This window comes from Ruegeria sp. AP7 (assembly GCF_056539905.1).
In genome coordinates, this window is sequence record NZ_JBQFVT010000001.1 from 387,555 (window position 1) to 403,519 (window position 15,965).

14 protein-coding genes and 1 tRNA gene are annotated in these 15,965 nt (G+C 55.5%); 9 read left to right on the forward strand and 6 right to left on the reverse strand.

Annotated features, from left to right (window positions below; translation table 11 throughout):
- The first annotated feature begins 37 nt into the window (after positions 1-37).
- The 8 genes from ACR0KN_RS01875 (at position 38) to ACR0KN_RS01910 (ending at position 7,013) form a co-directional block, all read left to right on the forward strand.
- Positions 38-1,072: a cysteine synthase A gene (locus ACR0KN_RS01875; RefSeq protein WP_480650960.1), complete on the forward strand. Its 1,035-nt coding sequence runs from the start codon at positions 38-40 to the stop codon at positions 1,070-1,072.
- Entirely contained in the window at positions 1,072-3,519 is a 2,448-nt protein-coding gene (locus ACR0KN_RS01880; protein ID WP_480650962.1) for a DUF3772 domain-containing protein, read from the forward strand. The genes ACR0KN_RS01875 and ACR0KN_RS01880 overlap by 1 nt, the downstream gene beginning before the upstream one ends.
- Before the next feature lie 87 nt (positions 3,520-3,606).
- Positions 3,607-4,434 (forward strand): endonuclease/exonuclease/phosphatase family protein, encoded by an 828-nt coding sequence (locus ACR0KN_RS01885; RefSeq protein WP_480650964.1) that lies wholly within the window; start codon positions 3,607-3,609, stop codon positions 4,432-4,434.
- A gap of 64 nt (positions 4,435-4,498) precedes the next feature.
- A tRNA-Ser gene (locus ACR0KN_RS01890) sits at positions 4,499-4,588 on the forward strand.
- A gap of 125 nt (positions 4,589-4,713) precedes the next feature.
- Positions 4,714-4,992 carry an aldehyde dehydrogenase family protein gene (locus tag ACR0KN_RS01895; protein WP_480650966.1) on the forward strand — a complete coding sequence of 93 codons (279 nt, stop codon included), beginning with the start codon at positions 4,714-4,716 and terminating at the stop codon, positions 4,990-4,992.
- Positions 4,992-5,471, forward strand: a complete 480-nt coding sequence (locus ACR0KN_RS01900; RefSeq protein ID WP_480650968.1) for a CaiB/BaiF CoA transferase family protein — start codon at positions 4,992-4,994, stop codon at positions 5,469-5,471. Before ACR0KN_RS01895 ends, ACR0KN_RS01900 begins: the two co-directional genes overlap by 1 nt.
- Positions 5,419-6,189, forward strand: a complete 771-nt coding sequence (locus ACR0KN_RS01905) for a CaiB/BaiF CoA transferase family protein (RefSeq protein WP_480650969.1) — start codon at positions 5,419-5,421, stop codon at positions 6,187-6,189. Before ACR0KN_RS01900 ends, ACR0KN_RS01905 begins: the two co-directional genes overlap by 53 nt.
- Positions 6,186-7,013 carry a citryl-CoA lyase gene (locus ACR0KN_RS01910; protein WP_480650971.1) on the forward strand — a complete coding sequence of 276 codons (828 nt, stop codon included), beginning with the start codon at positions 6,186-6,188 and terminating at the stop codon, positions 7,011-7,013. Before ACR0KN_RS01905 ends, ACR0KN_RS01910 begins: the two co-directional genes overlap by 4 nt.
- A gap of 402 nt (positions 7,014-7,415) precedes the next feature.
- Here ACR0KN_RS01910 and ACR0KN_RS01915 read toward each other — a convergent pair whose 3' ends face one another.
- Complete coding sequence (locus ACR0KN_RS01915; protein WP_480650973.1) at positions 7,416-8,369, reverse strand: SDR family oxidoreductase; 954 nt, start codon at positions 8,367-8,369, stop codon at positions 7,416-7,418.
- A gap of 161 nt (positions 8,370-8,530) precedes the next feature.
- On the opposite strand from ACR0KN_RS01915, the gene ACR0KN_RS01920 reads away from it, so the two are divergent.
- Positions 8,531-9,421: an AraC family transcriptional regulator gene (locus tag ACR0KN_RS01920; protein ID WP_480650975.1), complete on the forward strand. Its 891-nt coding sequence runs from the start codon at positions 8,531-8,533 to the stop codon at positions 9,419-9,421.
- A 164-nt stretch (positions 9,422-9,585) separates the two neighbouring features.
- On the opposite strand, the gene ACR0KN_RS01925 is transcribed toward ACR0KN_RS01920, so the two are convergent.
- From ACR0KN_RS01925 to ACR0KN_RS01945, 5 genes are all read right to left on the reverse strand, one after another.
- Positions 9,586-11,451 carry a DUF3604 domain-containing protein gene (locus tag ACR0KN_RS01925; RefSeq protein WP_480650977.1) on the reverse strand — a complete coding sequence of 622 codons (1,866 nt, stop codon included), beginning with the start codon at positions 11,449-11,451 and terminating at the stop codon, positions 9,586-9,588.
- Between the two features lie 393 nt (positions 11,452-11,844).
- On the reverse strand, positions 11,845-12,483 hold the full coding sequence (locus ACR0KN_RS01930) for a sugar transferase (protein ID WP_480650979.1): 639 nt from the start codon (positions 12,481-12,483) through the stop codon (positions 11,845-11,847).
- Positions 12,484-12,514: 31 nt separating this feature from the next.
- The gene (locus ACR0KN_RS01935) at positions 12,515-14,572 is read right to left on the reverse strand and encodes a GumC domain-containing protein (protein WP_480650981.1); all 2,058 of its coding nucleotides are present in this window, start codon (positions 14,570-14,572) and stop codon (positions 12,515-12,517) included.
- 4 nt (positions 14,573-14,576) lie between these two features.
- Positions 14,577-15,419 (reverse strand): glycosyltransferase family 2 protein, encoded by an 843-nt coding sequence (locus tag ACR0KN_RS01940; protein WP_480650983.1) that lies wholly within the window; start codon positions 15,417-15,419, stop codon positions 14,577-14,579.
- On the reverse strand, positions 15,416-15,958 hold the full coding sequence (locus ACR0KN_RS01945) for a glycosyltransferase (protein WP_480650985.1): 543 nt from the start codon (positions 15,956-15,958) through the stop codon (positions 15,416-15,418). The genes ACR0KN_RS01940 and ACR0KN_RS01945 overlap by 4 nt, the downstream gene beginning before the upstream one ends.
- Positions 15,959-15,965: the final 7 nt, after the last annotated feature.

Genomic DNA, 15,965 nt, shown 5'->3' on the forward strand with positions numbered 1-15,965 from the left:
GTAAATCTGCTGCAATACCATATGACAAGAGGACGCCATGCGCATTGCGAAAGACCTTGCCGACGCGGTCGGTAAAACACCCTTGATCCGGTTGCGTCGCGTCAGCGAAGAGACAGGATGTGAGATCCTCGGCAAAGCCGAGTTCATGAATCCGGGTCAATCCGTCAAAGACCGTGCGGCGTTGTTCATTATCCGCGATGCGATTGCGCGCGGAGACCTCAAGCCCGGTGGCACAATTGTCGAGGGTACGGCGGGTAATACTGGCATTGGTTTGGCATTGGTCGGGGCCTCAATGGGTTTCAAGACGGTGATCGTCATTCCCGAGACTCAATCGGAAGAGAAGAAGGACATGCTCCGACTTGCCGGAGCTCAGCTTGTGCAGGTACCTGCTGCGCCTTACCGCAATCCCAACAATTTTGTGCACTATTCCCGCCGCTTGGCTGAGGAACTTGCCCAGACCGAGCCCAATGGTGCCATCTGGGCGAACCAGTTCGACAATGTCGCTAACCGGCAGGCGCATGTGGAAACCACCGGCCCTGAAATCTGGGACCAAACCGGTGGCAAAGTTGATGGCTTCGTCAGTGCGGTCGGTTCGGGTGGGACCCTGGCGGGTGTCGCCGAGGTTTTGCAGCCCAAAGGCGTAAAAATCGGATTGGCTGATCCGATGGGGGCTGGCCTTTATTCTTATTACACTACAGGTGAGATCGCGATGGAGGGCGGCTCCATCGCCGAAGGCATCGGACAGGTTCGGATAACGAAGAACTTAGAGGGGTTCACCCCTGATCATACCTGGCAGATCACCGATAATGAGGCGTTGCCCTATATCTTTGATCTGCTTCGCGAAGAAGGTCTGGTGATGGGTGGATCAACCGCGATCAATATCGCGGGCGCTGTACGTCTCGCGAAAGAGATGGGGCCGGGGCACACCATCGTGACCGTATTGTGTGACTTTGGAACGCGCTACCAATCCAAATTGTTCAATCCTGACTTCCTGCGGGAAAAGGAACTGCCTGTTCCGGATTGGATGACCGAAGCACCGCGCAGCATTCCCGGCGTATTCGAGGACGTGTGATGCTGCGACAGGTCCGCCTGTTTCTGTTTCTAAGTTTATTCTGCCTGATCGGGCTGGGTGGGATCGCATCTGCCCAGCTCACTGACCGGCAGAGTGAATATTACCAGGGCTGGGTCAGCACGGCGGATCGGGCGGAATCTGTGATTCGCGCGAACCGGGCATCGAATGCCGCGTTAGAGAATTTGCGCTCAGAAATAAACGGTTACCGCGAAGACTTTAACATGGCGCGCGGCGCAAACACGGATCGTATTCAGACGCTTGAGGGCCAGCTTAAGGCGCTTGGCGCGAAGCCGGCAGATGGCGAGACCGAGCCTGAAGATATTGCAAAGCTACGCACACATCTTGAAGAGCAACTTAACAGTTTGCGGGTGCCGCGCATAATCTCGGAAGAGGCTTTCAGCCGGGCCAACGGATTAATCAGCGAAATCGACCGGATCATTCGTGACCGTCAGAAAAAAGAGATGCTGGAACGCGGGCCATCGCCTTTCAACCCCGTTTACTGGGGCCCAGCCTGGATCGACGTCAAGGAAGCGGCGCAGAGCCTGATCAATGAAACCGTCACGAATATGCGGTCTGACATCGTTCATGAGCGCATTCGTGAGCGTGGTCTCGGCATTTTCGTTCTGTTGGCCATATCTGCGGTATTGCTGCTATTTGGGCGCAAGTGGTCCGAAAAAGGGGGCGCTTTTCTGCGTTCTCTGGGGGGGCGCGGAAGTGGAGTCTGGACCTTCGTCGTCTCTCTGCTGCGCATACTGCTGCCTTGGTTGGGCGTTCTGGCATTGGTCACGGCGATCGTGCAGACTGGTGTTCTGGGCTTGCGCGGTACGTTGCTGATTCAGAATATTCCTTATTGGGCTGCCATCATCTTCTACTTTGACTGGATCGGTCGACAGGTCTACCTGATGGGGGCCTCTCAGAATTTCAAACGATTGTCGGCAGGCAGAATTCGAGAACTGCGGGTCTATATCGATCTACTGGCCGTCATGCTCATTTTGCATGATCTGGTTATGCTATTTGAGCAGATTGAAAATATTTCGGACGCAACACGAGCGGTTGTTGGATTCCCGATCGTATTGGTTACGGCGCTGCTGCTGCTACGTGTGCGTCAGGTCCGCCAATCAGAACCACAGGAAGAGCAAGCCGATTCAGAAACGTCTCGCAGAGCGGCTGGTTTTAGTCAGTTGATTGAATTGCTGCGGCGCGCTTTGTTCATACTTGGGATTGCAACACCGATACTGGCCGCGTTGGGGTATATCAATGCCGCCGAAGCAATCGTTTTCCCAGCCGTGAAAACACTGGTACTGATCGCGGCTCTTGTGATCATACGACTGTTTATCACCACGATTTACGGTTGGTTATCGGGGCAGGGGGAGGCCGCGCGCGATTCTCTGTTTTCGGTTCTTGTTGGGTTTGCGCTGGCGATATTGTCGCTGCCTATTCTGGCGCTGTATTGGGGTGCACGCGAGACAGACCTGCTTGAGGCCTGGTCACGATTGCTGCTGGGATTCGATATCGGCGGCGTCACGATTTCACCCAGTAATTTCCTCACCTTCGTTGCAGTTTTTGCCATCGGATACACATTGACCCGCCTTCTGCAAAGCGGGTTGCGCAATTCATTGCTGCCAAAAACCAGTATCGATCCCGGCGGGCAGAATGCCATCGTATCGGGAACCGGCTATGTCGGAATATTCCTGGCGGCGTTGGTCGCCATTGTTATTGCTGGATTTGATCTTTCCTCCTTGGCGATCGTGGCTGGTGCCTTGTCGGTTGGTATCGGTTTCGGTCTGCAAACCATCGTGTCGAACTTTGTTTCAGGGATCATCCTGCTGGTCGAACGCCCGATCTCAAAAGGCGACTGGATCGATGTCAACGGCATGATGGGATATGTTCGTGATATCTCGGTCAGGTCCACGCGGATCGAGACTTTTGATCGGACGGATGTGATCGTTCCCAACTCAGACCTGATCAGCGGAGTGGTCACCAACTATACCCGCGGCAACACCATTGGCCGGGTGATCGTTCCTGTCGGCGTGGCCTACGGTACTGACACCCGAAAAGTCGAAACCATTTTGGGTGAGATCGCCAATGGGCATCCGATGGTTCTGGCCAACCCAGCGCCAAGTGTAGTGTTTCAAGGATTTGGTGCGGATTCTTTGGATTTTGAAATCCGGGCAATACTGCGCGATGTGAACTGGGTGCTATCAGTCAAATCCGACATGAACCACGAGATTAACCGCAGATTTGTTAAAGAGGGTATCGAGATTCCGTTTGCTCAGCGCGATCTGTGGCTGCGAAATCCTGAGGTGCTGACGGGCCAATCAGAGGAGGCTAAGCCCGACGAAGACTTATCTCCTACTGCCCCTTCCGCAAAGCCTGCCGATTTGACAGCTGATGATCTGGACTCTGCCGGAGACGCAGATGCAGACGCGGATGGCGACGGTCGCTAAACGCCACGCATCAAGCATTTTTCCCAAGTGATTATCGGATTGGTACATTTTGATGTAGTCTGATTGCTATTTGAAGGAGGAATTTTGATGGTAACTTTCTCACACAGCCTAGTGCGTATTGCAGTTTGGAACCTTGCAGGTTTCAACCCGGTTAACACAAGTCTGGGCATACCCGCCAATAGTGAGCGGGTCATCCACCAGATTGAAGGCTTGGCCCTGCTTGATGCCGAGTTGATCACGCTGGTCGAGGTTAGCCCAATAGAACATATCAACCGGTTGGCAGCGGGTTTGGCGGACAAGGGCTTGGACTATCAGGTCAAGTTCCTGCAGCAACCCAACGGCAACATCCATATTGGATTTCTCCACAAACCAGGTGTTTCGGTGACGGAGCTAGAGTTGATTGACGGCTCGGAAGGTAATGATTCCGGCGGGCGTCAGGCCCTTATCGCCGATGTGCAGGTCGGCAAGTTCAAAGCCAAACTGATTGCGGTGCACCTGAAATCCGGCCGTGACCGGCCTGAACAACAGATACGTGATAGCCAATGTAAGATCATCGGTGCCAAGATCGCCGAAATCCGAGCGACACCGGGCCTGACTCAGCGCACGATCCTGCTGATGGGCGATTTCAACATGATCCCCGGTCAGGACGTCAGCAATTTCCACCATCTTGGTGGGGATGACATGATGGACTTTGTTTCGTGCTGGGATTTGCAAGACCGGTTCTCGCATATTCTGGAAAAGGGTCGCGCCAACCTGCTGGACGGGTTCGCTGTTTCGCGAACCTATTCCACCGACTATGTCCGCGGCAGCCTACGGTTATTTCCGATGCACTGGACGATGAATATGGGGCGTGAAGCCTTCAAGGACGAGGTTTCAGACCATCTGCCATTTGTCGCCAGCTTTCGTATATTTTGAGCCACCTGTTTTTACGAATGGGGCCTTGCGCTCGGTTCAGAAATTCGCATAAGTCACCTCTACCGGAGAGGTGGCCGAGTGGTCGAAGGCGCACGCCTGGAAAGTGTGTAGGCGGGAAACCGTCTCCAGGGTTCGAATCCCTGTCTCTCCGCCACTCATACCCGTCTCATTTCAGTTGTGTTTTCTGACCCGGAATTGTGCCGCAATTCCCGCGCGTTGGCGCATGCGCTTTCAATCAGAGACGGAGCAGACCGTACATTCAGAGCATAATTCGCCGCCGTGTTGCGCGTGCCGGATTATGACGCCGCCCTGGCCACGTCCAACGACTGCGAATTTGGATTGTCCGCAGGCATTGTCACGCAAGATACCGCCAAAATCGACCACTTCTCGCAGAATGCCGAAGCAGGCATGATACAAGTCAATCTCCCCACCGCCGGCATGGACTTTCACGCCCCATTTACGGGCCGAAAAGGATCATCCTATGGCGCGCCGGAAAAAGGCAGCTATTGCCGGGAGTTTTTCACCGCAGCCAAGGTTGTACACGCGGGGCGCGGATAATGTCGCAGACACCTTTGAAGGGCATTCGTGTTCTTGATCTGACCAATGTCCTTGCCGGTCCGTTCTGTTGTCATCATCTGGCGCATCTGGGCGCCGAGGTTATCAAGGTCGAAGCCGTCGGTCGGGGCGATCTCGCCCGCCAACTGGGGGCCGACCCAGAGCTGAACAAGGTCAACATGGGCGTGTCCTTTCTCGCCCAAAACGCGGGCAAGAAATCGGTCACGGTCAACCTCAAGAACCCACGGGGTCGAGAGCTTTTTCTGAGACTCGTCGAAACCGCAGATGTCGTGGTGGAAAACTTCCGACCCGGCGTCATGACGCGCCTTGGCGTGGGCTACGAGACCCTGAAAGAGACCAAGCCGACCCTCATCTATTGTGCCATCTCCGGCTTTGGCCATGAGGGTCCGTGGATTCACCGCCCGGCCTATGACCAGATCAATACAGGGCACCTCGGGTGTGATGTCGATCACCGGGGATAGCGAAAGCGCGCCGCTGCGCGTTGGATATCCGGTGGCGGACACTGTCGGCGGCATCACCGCGGCCTTTGCGATTTCATCTGCCTTAAACGCCAACCCGCGCGGCACCTTCATTGATGTGTCGATGCTGGAATCGGTGCTGGCGACAATGGGCTGGGTGGTGTCGAACTATCTGATCGCGGGCGTCAATCCGACCACCAATGGCAATGAAAACCCCACATCGGCGCCTTCTGGCGCGTTTGAGGCCAAGGGCGGATTGATCAACATCGCCGCAAACAAAGATCAGCAATGGGGGCTTCTGACGGACCACCTGGGATTGGCCGCGCTGCGCGAACGCCCTGAATATGCCACGCGTGAGGATCGCAAACGCAACAGGATGGCTCTGAAAATAGAGCTTGAGACCGTGTTGAAAACCCGATCGCCGCGCGACTGGGCCAAAGAACTCAATAGTATCGGCGTACCATCAGGAGCAGTTTTGACGATGCCGGAAGTCCTGGAAATGCCGCAGGTTGCAGACCGCGGTTTCCTCGACCAATTTGAAAACGTCCCCGGCGTCGGACGGGACATTCAGGTTGCCACGACCGGGATCAAACTGGACGGAAGCGCGCCTACAGTCGATGCACCACCGCCCACATTGGGGCAGCACAACTCTGAAATCTGGAGCGAGTTAGGGTTGTCACCGGAAGACATTGAAAAACTGGCAAAGGATGGCGCGATATGACGGACCCCGCAGGACGCAATGACGCCGATGCCATTTGCCACTGGTGGCGCACCGAAATTATCGACATGGCTCCGGGGCGGATCGCCTTTCGCGGCCACCCGATCCAGGACCTGATCGGAAACGTCAGCTTTGCTCAGATGACCTGGCTCATGGTGCGGGGCGATTTGCCCACGCCAGAACAGGCGGCGCTTTTTGAATGCGCGCTGGTGGCGGGCGTGGATCATGGTCCGCAGGCGCCATCGATAGCCGCAGCCCGTATGGCCGCGACCTGTGGGCTGGGGCTCAACAACGTCATGGCCACCGGGGTCAACATGTTGGGTGACGTGCATGGCGGCGCCGGTGAACAATGCGCCGAGCTTTATTTCGACGTCGCCAAACGGATGGATGACGGCGCTGAACAGGAAGTTGCCGTCCGCGACGGTATCGCCGCCTGGTGTGAGGAAAATGGCAAGATCGTCTCGGGTTTTGGCCACCGTTTCCACAAGCCCGTCGATCCCCGCGCACCGCGGTTGATGGCGTTGGTACGCGAGGCCGCGATGTCAGGCACTGTAGATGGGCGATTTGCCGATATCGGTGAAGCTATACAGACGGAAATCGGACGTAAGCGCGGTGCCGATATCGCGATGAATATCGATGGGGCCACGGCTGTTATCTTTTGCGAATTGGGGTTCCCGGCACCGCTTTCCCGGGGATTGTTCTGTCTTTCCCGCTCGGTTGGCATCTTGTCTCATGGCTGGGAACAGATTCAACAGGGCGGGCGGAACAAGGGGCCAATGCCGCCGCGTTATCTGCCGGAATATATTGGTGTCAAATCGGAGCGCTAACCCGATGACCATTGATGGTGCGAACGCCTAAATTCACACCGAACTTGGCATTGAAGCGCCACTGGCGTGTGGACTGTTTTGCCGGTCTCGATCATTGGGCATCCCCCCTAGAAGTAGACCCAACATGTTAGTCTGAACAAAGACTCACTTCTTTGGTGTTGTCTTTGAAGGTATTTCAATCCAAGCGAGAATCGATACATTTTCACGCTTGTTCTGACGTCAGCGAAGCGCACTGAGCTGCCATCGGGACAAGCGCGGCGAATTCACACTTGGTCCGCTCAGCGGTCATTTAGACGGAACGCAGCGAACGGCTGCTCTGAGCCCAAACCTCCCACATGCTGCACAGCGAACCAATGTCCGCTCTCTGAACTGGTGCGCTGGAAGCTGACTTCAATCAAGTGGTCAGAGTTTCCACTCGAACCCTAAAGCTTTTTCAGACTCCTCCCAAAGCCGTGTCATGACAGCTTTGTCATGGGCGTGAGCGTTCAGTGTGCCCTTGCCGACCGGGCCGACCGCTTCCATTCGGCCCGTCGGGCCGTAGAGCGCCCGTTGCTCGGTCAGGGCCTCTTCTGTCGCGCACATGACCTCTGGGTATGAGCCCTGTTCCGCGGTCTGTACCATCGGCGTCTTGGTCATCAGCCACCAGATGAACCGCATCGTGCGGCTGCCGCTGGTGGTTATCAGCGATGTGGCTGATGAGCCGGGATGACAGACGAAGACCTCGACTTCTCTGCGCCCTGCAGCGGCCAGCCGGTCCTGCAGCTCGTAAGCAAACATCATCTGCGCCAGCTTGCTCTGCGAATAGGCGGTGTTCGCTCCGTAGCCCTCATCCCAGTTCATGTCGTCGAACTTGATGGTCTTGAGACCCATGTTGTAGCCGAGGCTGGCGACGACCACGATCCGGCCTTTGCTTTCCGCGATGCGATCAAAGAGCAGACCATTGAGCAGAAAATGTCCGTAATGGTTGGTGCCAAGCTGGCTTTCGAACCCGTCGACGGTCAGCTTGCGCGTCGGCACCTGCGCGATGGCCGCGTTGTTGATAAGCGCGTCGATCCGAGGCACCGTCTTCAGAACCTCTTCGGCAGCCTCGCGCACGCTGTCCAAAACCGATAGGTCCGTGCGGACGAAGCTCACGTCGGCTTTCGCGTCGAATTCCTGTCTCAGGTCCGCGATTGCCGCCTCGGATTTCTCGGCCGAGCGGTTCAGCATCACCACCTTGGCGTTCTTCTTCAGAAGAATGCGCGCGGCTTGAAAGCCTGCGCCAGCGTTGGCGCCAGTGATGATGTAGGTCTTGCCTGACTGGTCGCCGAGGCGCTCGGGTGTCCAGCCTTTGGGTCCGAATGTCGTATCTGCCATTTTCTGTCTCCTGCCAGCCCAAGCTGGCGGTTTAAGGTGTTGTTGCTTGAATGCACAGATAGAACCTGACTGGGCACGGAAACAGGCGATATGCTCTCGATTACTTGCCCAATCGTCTCAGCCCCATTGCAAAGATGAAAGTCCTCTGCCAGCTAGAGTGCATGAACAAAGACCAGATCAAAGACCTTATCGAGCGACGTCTGCCAAAGGCAGGCCTCGTCGATACCGCGTTGAAAGGCGTCCAGCTTTTCCGGGTGACCGAGGCCATGCCCTGCGTGCCTGCTGTCTACGAGCCCACGGTGGTGGCTATTCTTAATGGCAGCAAGGAAGCTGTTCTGGAGGGTGAGCACCACGTCTATGGCAGCGACAAATACCTGCTGTGCCCCATGACTTTACCGGTGGAGGCGGGCACGCCATTGGCGTCCAAGGACGATCCTCTGCTCGGCGTGGTGATTACGCTGGAGCCTCGGATGATGCGCGAGCTCACCATGGAGATCGAGGCCGCCACTGGTGGCAACAAACAATTGCGGGATGGCGCGCCATCGGCTTTGGCATTGGCGTCCTGGGATAGTGGTTTCACGCAGGCACTGCTGCGGCTTCTCGATCTGCTCGACAATCCGGTTGATCTGGAGGTGCTCGGGCAGGGGCGAATGCGCGAGTTGTGTTATGCGGTGCTCATGGGCGAGGCCGGGGCCTCCGCAAGACGAGCCTTTGGCGTCGGCAACGAAATCGCGCGCACCATCGACTACGTCTCAAACCACTTGAATGAACAGGTCACCATCGACGATATGGCCGACCACGTCGGCATGAGCCGGGCGGTCTTCCATCGGCGTTTCAAAGAAGCCACGACAATGTCTCCAATACAGTTCGTGAAATCTATGCGGCTGAACAACGCCGCCATGAAGATTGCCGAAGGAAAGACCGTGTCGGAAGCGGCATGGGACGTAGGCTATCAAAGCTCGTCTCAGTTCAGCCGGGAGTTCAAACGGATGTACGGCCAGTCGCCCCGGCAATGGAGCCATGCGGCGCAGGGGCCCGAAGGAATGGCCTAGGGTGCAACAGTGAGCTTACGTTTGAGACGAATGTCCGGTTGAGGTGGTGCTACGGTCATCCGGTGCGTTGTAACGAATGACGGGTTTGTCCGCACAGCAGGCATTCATAAAATTTTGCCGAATGGCGGCATCGAGCCCATACCGGACGGACATCGTAAATCAAACTACTGTTGTGGCGAGTACCAAATCGGCGAAGTGTAGGCACGTTCCTGTGCTGTTAATTGGACACCATCCGGCATGTCTATTCCGAACTTCACTGCATCATACGCCGTCCAGCGAGGGGTCGGTATTTCTATTACCCGGGCATAATAAAATGCGCTTTCCGAGGGATCGAAATCCGGGTCTTCCCACACGGTTCCCAACTCAGAGGCTCCAATTGTGTTGGTCCACGAGGGGATAGAGAGGTCCACTGTGGTGCCTACTGACGGCAACTCACCAGCGGCATCTGGTTCGCGGGAACCAGACCATGCCACGTCGTAGACTTTTTCCCGTTGCTCTCCATCTGCATCTAACCAGCCCTTTATGATCTGGATTCGGTCCAGGTTTGCTCCCATCGGATCACGAAGCGCATATACCAGAAAGGAAGGTGCGCCTTCCCCTGGGCCAAGATCCCCACCCATCGGCACACCCTTGGTGTATCCCACAAGCGCCAAGTCCCGCCGCAACGCATCCTCTTCGGTAAATGAATATCCTCCGAACATACGGACGCGCATTCGAGGTCCTGTAGTTGCGTAGGTTTCACGCCGATGCATCGTATCCCAAATGGCTTCTCGGGAATTCTCCTGTGCCCACACAGCTGTCAAACCGCCAGTAATGTATTGCGATGAAAGCAGCGCAACAGTCCCGTCAGCATAGGTCTTACTGACATGTTGGCTGCGCTCTTCGCTGGGCTCGTAACCGGTGAACTTTCCGAAGAAATTGTCGTTATCTGGAGCCGTTAAACCTGTGTGTGTGTCACTGGCCCCACCCAGACCAATCTTGAACGGGTTTACTCCCAAAGCCTTTTCCAAAGATAAGCCTCGAAGTAACCCGGATCGAGCGTATTCACCGCGCAACATTGCTGGCTCTTTCGGAACCGAAGCATCCAGATTGCCGTAATCCCATGTTTCGAAGTCAGCAAATTCATCATCAGGTGATAGGAACGGGTGGGCCTCACCATCTCCCTTAATCTGCGTTGGTTCGTATAGTCTTTCCCATTTGTTTCGCGCTTCTGCGTATGCGGGATCTAACGGCACCCCATCTGCGAAGTCATCGACCAACGGGAACATCCAGCCGTTAGACAAGTTCCCATTATGTGGAATAGCAAGAACACGCCCGCCTGTCGTTTGCTCATAGATCTCCAACCATTTCCAAAGATCACGAGGGTTGGGTGAGCCCACAGGTGGTGTTGTTGTATAAGGCAGTATCTGTCTTGTGAGCTCCGGGCCGTCGCGAAAGATCACATTTCGGTGCAAGTTGTTCCCTGCAACGAGAGATGTCCATTCATAGGCGATAAAGGTGCTGAAAACGCCGGGGTCATTGTACTCCTCCGCGGCGTCGATAATTTCGTCCCAAACGCGGGCATACGCGGGATTGCCCGGTTGGTAATTCAGCGCGCGGGAAACCTGTCCTTGAGCAAACGCCGCTGTAAGCTCGAGCGCTGCCGCTAGAGCGGCTTCTCCACCCTTATTGAATTCTTCATGGAAATATCTGCCTTGCTCATCTGCCAAGATGTTGGGAGCACCTCCGATGATGTCGGTGATAGCACCCATCGCATCGGAATGATCTGTAATCATGAAGAAGTCGAGAGGCATCGACAGTTTTACAGGTTGCCCCGTGTTGGACACAACTTCTTCTCCACGCGCAAACCGATAGGCATCGCGTGGCATGAGGCGAGTGCCACCTCCACCGGCGTCACCGGACAGTCCAGTATGAACGTGGGTGTCACCAAAATAGACTTGCGTTGGATACGCACGTTCAGCGTAAGGTGAATAAGGTCGACCGGAAGGACCGGAAAGGCCTGTCGGATTTATTGCATCCTGAGCTAACACTGAGCTCCCCAGAATGAGAGCTGTCGGCAAAAAAAAGCGAAACAATTTTTCCTCCATAATTGAAGGCACCATAGCACAACTCTGCTCAGGAAGTTACTTCGACTGAGTTCGGAGGTTTGCTAAGTCCGCGTAGCAGACGTTGAATGAATTCTCCCGGACGTCTGCAGCGAGCCCAAAGCCGAAGTGCTTTTTCGCTCTTGCTCGCTCATGCAGCAATGCCAACGCCAAAGTTTTTTTCCACGCCGAAAATGCGAAAGAAGAAGTTCGTTCACGGTGGGCCGACAGAACTGCAGTTCGTCACGGTGCAAATACTTAAATCGTTGGTCGGCACGGCATCGAACCTTGGTTCTGTCTCATTCTTATGTGAACGGGCCACGCCTTCGCAGCCTTGCGCTAATACGCACCTTTGCCTCCAATGACAGCGTGAAATGTTAGAAAAAGAATCCGGACGTCCGTACCAAGGGAGCTTCGGCGAACGTAATCGAGATCAAGCGCAATCATTTCTTCGAAGCCAATGTCCGCTCGGCCAGATACCTGCCATAAGCCAGTAATGCCTGGCAGAACTTCATGCCTTCCGAGCGCATGGTTCGGGTAGGCGGCCACCTCGTCGACCAGTGCAGGGCGCGGTCCGACCAGTGACATATCTCCGCTTAAGACGTTGAACAGCTGTGGAAGCTCGTCCAAAGACCAGCGCCTTATAAAACGGCCGACAGGCGTGATGCGAGGATCGCATTTGACTTTGAGACAAATCCCGTCGCGGTCGCTCATGTCTTCAATATCTCCGCGGCGTTTCTCCGCATTCTGGTACATCGACCGAAACTTCAACATACGGAAAGTGCGACCGTCGCGACCCACCCGGGTTTGCACGAAGAACGCTGGCCCGGGCGAAGTGCTGGCCACGGCTAAGGAGATCACCAAAAGGACAGGCCAAATGGCGAGGAGACCAAATGCCGTCAATGAAACATCAAGAATGCGTTTCGCTCCGATTGAATGCATTTTTTTGCGTGGCATAGTCTGTTCGATGCTGATCATCGTCATTTTAAATCTCCGGTTCTCAAGAAATTCAGGTGCGGACTGCGACCCAGGGGTCTCCACGCAGCGCGTTTCGCATCACTGCCACGCTCCCATTGCGCGGCAGTTCATCCAGGCGATCTATTTGGGCGAACACATCCGCGCGCGTGTCCGAAGGTGCCATCGCAAGCACGCCGACATCCGAGTTTGACAGTATGAGTTGTGCAGAAAGACGGTCTTTCAGGCTCCCGGCAGAAACGATGACGACGTCAAAGGATTGTGAGGCTTGTTCTATCGCGGTCCTGACCATTCGCGCGGAAACCATTCGATCTTCGAGTGTCCCTGGCGTGCCTTCGGGCAGTTCCCATAGCCCATCAGTTTGGGCGTTGGCGCGCGGCTCAGATGCTTGCCCCAAAAGCACATCTTGCCAGCCGGTGGCGGATACCTCCTCATCGAGATTTCCTAGGTCAGCATCGACAAAGAGCGTTTTCATACGCGCTCGTGCAAAACTTTCGGCAAGCGATCGAGCAAGGTCTGTTGTTTCTCCGTTACACGCTCTTGTTACAGCGATTACCGGGGCTTTGCCGACGAGGCGTGGTTTGCGAAGGCTTTGCAACTGCAGTTCGTTGCGCAGCAGATCCGCAGCATGTGGGTCTGCTTCGTCGGCATCGGAAACCTGATGCACCGGGATACGATTTTCGAAGGGCGCTAATGCTTCTGCAAACCGCACTCTGCGTTCGAACAAGGCCAAAGCAAGTATGAGCGCTCCGGCAAAACCAAATCCCCCAACCATTCCTGCCGCCATGAACATTTTCTTGCTGTCTTCAGCTGGATCAACCGATTGTGACGGCGGTGACATGACAACCGTGTACCCGGGGAGGGCGCGACCGGATTCTAGTCTAATGACTTCAAGAGCATGCCGTGTTTCCTCCAGCAAACGCTCGGCCTCTTCTATTTCGTTCTCAATACCGTCAAGTTCAATCCGGCGGCGGTTCAGATCTCTTGCTTCCTGTCTCGCGGTTGCGAGTTGCGAGGATACTTTCTCAAATAGAGATCTGAGCTCGACGACAGTCGTTTGAGAGTCGGTTGCCGCGACATCCGTCAGTGCGCCGGTTTGCCCCAACACACGAATTTGTTCTCGACGATCGGCAGCGGCCTTTTCGATGACGGCTATCTGATCAAGCTTAGCTTGTTCTTGCTGTCTGAACTGTTTGTTGGTTGGGTGCAGGAAACCGGCACGCAATGCAGCCAACTCGCTCATAAGTTTGGCGCGCTCAAAACTGAGATCGGCCATCGCTCGATCAAGCAGTGTCGCGCGCATTATTTCCTGGTCTGAGGTGTCCGCAGAAGACGCACTGCTCTCAGCTTCCAGCGCCGCAATTGTAGCAGCAACCTCGGACTTTCGAGCGGTCAAGCCGTCGATCTTGGCGATTTTTTCGATGTGCGCTTTGGCAAGAGCATTCAGGCCGAACTCGCCACCGACTTCAAGCTGGTCTGTCCGAAGGGCAGAAAGCCTTTGTGAGATTTCTGCTTCTCTGTCGTGCAACTCCGAAAGTCTGACGGCCGATCGTTTTTCTTCGGCCTCTGATTTCAACGCGAGGTAGGAGGCTATTACTGCTTCCAACTTTTCTCTCGCAAAATCTTGATCTTTGCTCCGCGTTTTCAGAACGATCAGACTATCCGAACGTTTGATTTCGACAGATCCCGAGAGATCAGAGGCTTTGAGATCACTACCAAGGTCTGGCCGGGATAATGCCAAGGCCTCGACCGAGCGCGCCATCACCGGATCGGAGGCGACATAAGTTGTTTCGGCCTTCACGAAGCTGTCGAATGTTTTCAGGACCGAGTCATTGCCGGTCGCGTAGAGGATGTTGGACTCTTGCGGGTATACGCGAAGAATGGCTTGCGATTCATAGAGTTGCACACCCGCGAAGTACCCCGCCGCGGACATCGCCGGACCAAGCAGTGCCGCGCTGACAGCAACTGCCTTCCAACGCCCCCGCATGGCTCGGGCAAGTGCTGCAATTGGGTTGGGTTGAGGTATCTCAACGGCGGGCGGTAGGTGAACTTCCTGCCTCTCGTCGACAATGGGTGAAGCCGCGGTAACCATGGCGCTATCCTCTCATCCGCGTTGTCAAATCGCGTTCCCAATGGGTGTTTGCTTTAGGTGCCCGGCAAACCAGAGCCATCCGCACCCAGGCGTTGACTGCGACGTAGACAGAGACGGGAAACAATCTCCTTGGGTTACAGATTGAGCGCCACAGTACGGCGCCGATGCTCCCGCGCTCAGGGCTTGGAAGACCAAGTGTGGAGACTTCACGCGCACCGCGCAGACTGCGACGACGCACACGCGCCAGACTGCTGAGTGACTTCGGTGCGCGTGCAGTAAAGCGGCAACGTTGGACGTAGGCGATTTCGTGCGGAGCAAAGCTGCGCCGCACAAACTCATCGTCTGCTGTTATGTGAGGGAGTGGAAACACCCGCGCAGCGCCCTTCGGTGAAACCGCAAAGAGGCCCCCGAACTTTCCGCGGTCAAAGTATGGATTGTTCTTCCAACCCTTGTAGTAGGCGCGCACCAAAGGATGCGCGTCGCATGTATGCACGTCCATTCGCCCGCATGCGGCAAGGGCAGCGCTTTGTTCTAATGGTTCGATAAGGGCAAGCAGTGTTTCCAATGTCACGTCTATATCTGCATCGAGGCAGACAATCGGCCGGTCTTTTTCTGCTTCGTTGAGACCAAGGTTGAGCGCGTTGCATTTGCCTGGAGTTGCTGTCTCAATAACGATCCCATGCGGCAGAACCGAGCGTGCTTTCATGGTCGTCGCGTCGGAGCAGCCGTTTGCAATCACGACGATTTTGAACTCGTCAAGCAGCAAGCCACTGGAAAGGTGCAGCAAAGTTCTGCCAATCACCGTGGCTTCATTATGCGCCGGGATAAGGATCGTCGCCCGGGTCATGCCGCTTTTTCCCTGAAATCGCCGAGTGGCTTTGCTGCCGCGTCAAACTCCGACCAGACAAAGTCACGTACGGCTTCGATCAACGGATCGAATTCGTTGGCCTCAGAAATGGTGGGCTCAGGCGTATTCTCGAACCCTCTGGAAACAGCGTAATCGAGCGCCTCGTGCAGGGCCTCACCATCCTGTACGACCGTAACGTTCGACAGACGCGCCATCTTGTTGGCTGTGTCCTGTTGATGGTCGTTTCTGTGTTCCCGAAACTTTGCGCGTCGTGGCATCAGAATGATTGGCTTGCCCAATTCAGCCGCTGACAGAATGGATCCCATGCCCGCGTGCGCCACGACCAGACGAGCGGCTTCAAAGTGAGCCTGAAATTCCGACTGACTAAGGTGAGAAACCGTTTTGATGTGAGAAAAATCACGCGTACTTGAACCCGCCTGTGCAAAAACGGGTACATCAGGGTTCCGCATGGCCCAGCTGTTGAGCCCAAGCAGCAAGCGATCGAAAGGCAGCTGTGTGCCCACAGTAGTAAAAATCATGACTGGA

Excerpts from the sequence above, each read along its gene's own strand:
- ACR0KN_RS01900 (WP_480650968.1), top strand. The coding sequence starts at position 4,992 with ATGTCGCAGACACCTTTGAAGGGCATTCGTGTTCTTGATCTGACCAAT.
- ACR0KN_RS01885 (WP_480650964.1), top strand. The coding sequence starts at position 3,607 with ATGGTAACTTTCTCACACAGCCTAGTGCGTATTGCAGTTTGGAACCTT.
- ACR0KN_RS01945 (WP_480650985.1), bottom strand. The coding sequence starts at position 15,958 with ATGATTTTTACTACTGTGGGCACACAGCTGCCTTTCGATCGCTTGCTG.
- ACR0KN_RS01920 (WP_480650975.1), top strand. The coding sequence starts at position 8,531 with ATGAACAAAGACCAGATCAAAGACCTTATCGAGCGACGTCTGCCAAAG.
- ACR0KN_RS01915 (WP_480650973.1), bottom strand. The coding sequence starts at position 8,369 with ATGGCAGATACGACATTCGGACCCAAAGGCTGGACACCCGAGCGCCTC.
- ACR0KN_RS01930 (WP_480650979.1), bottom strand. The coding sequence starts at position 12,483 with ATGATCAGCATCGAACAGACTATGCCACGCAAAAAAATGCATTCAATC.
- ACR0KN_RS01935 (WP_480650981.1), bottom strand. The coding sequence starts at position 14,572 with ATGGTTACCGCGGCTTCACCCATTGTCGACGAGAGGCAGGAAGTTCAC.
- ACR0KN_RS01880 (WP_480650962.1), top strand. The coding sequence starts at position 1,072 with ATGCTGCGACAGGTCCGCCTGTTTCTGTTTCTAAGTTTATTCTGCCTG.
- ACR0KN_RS01905 (WP_480650969.1), top strand. The coding sequence starts at position 5,419 with ATGACCAGATCAATACAGGGCACCTCGGGTGTGATGTCGATCACCGGG.
- ACR0KN_RS01940 (WP_480650983.1), bottom strand. The coding sequence starts at position 15,419 with ATGACCCGGGCGACGATCCTTATCCCGGCGCATAATGAAGCCACGGTG.
- ACR0KN_RS01910 (WP_480650971.1), top strand. The coding sequence starts at position 6,186 with ATGACGGACCCCGCAGGACGCAATGACGCCGATGCCATTTGCCACTGG.
- ACR0KN_RS01875 (WP_480650960.1), top strand. The coding sequence starts at position 38 with ATGCGCATTGCGAAAGACCTTGCCGACGCGGTCGGTAAAACACCCTTG.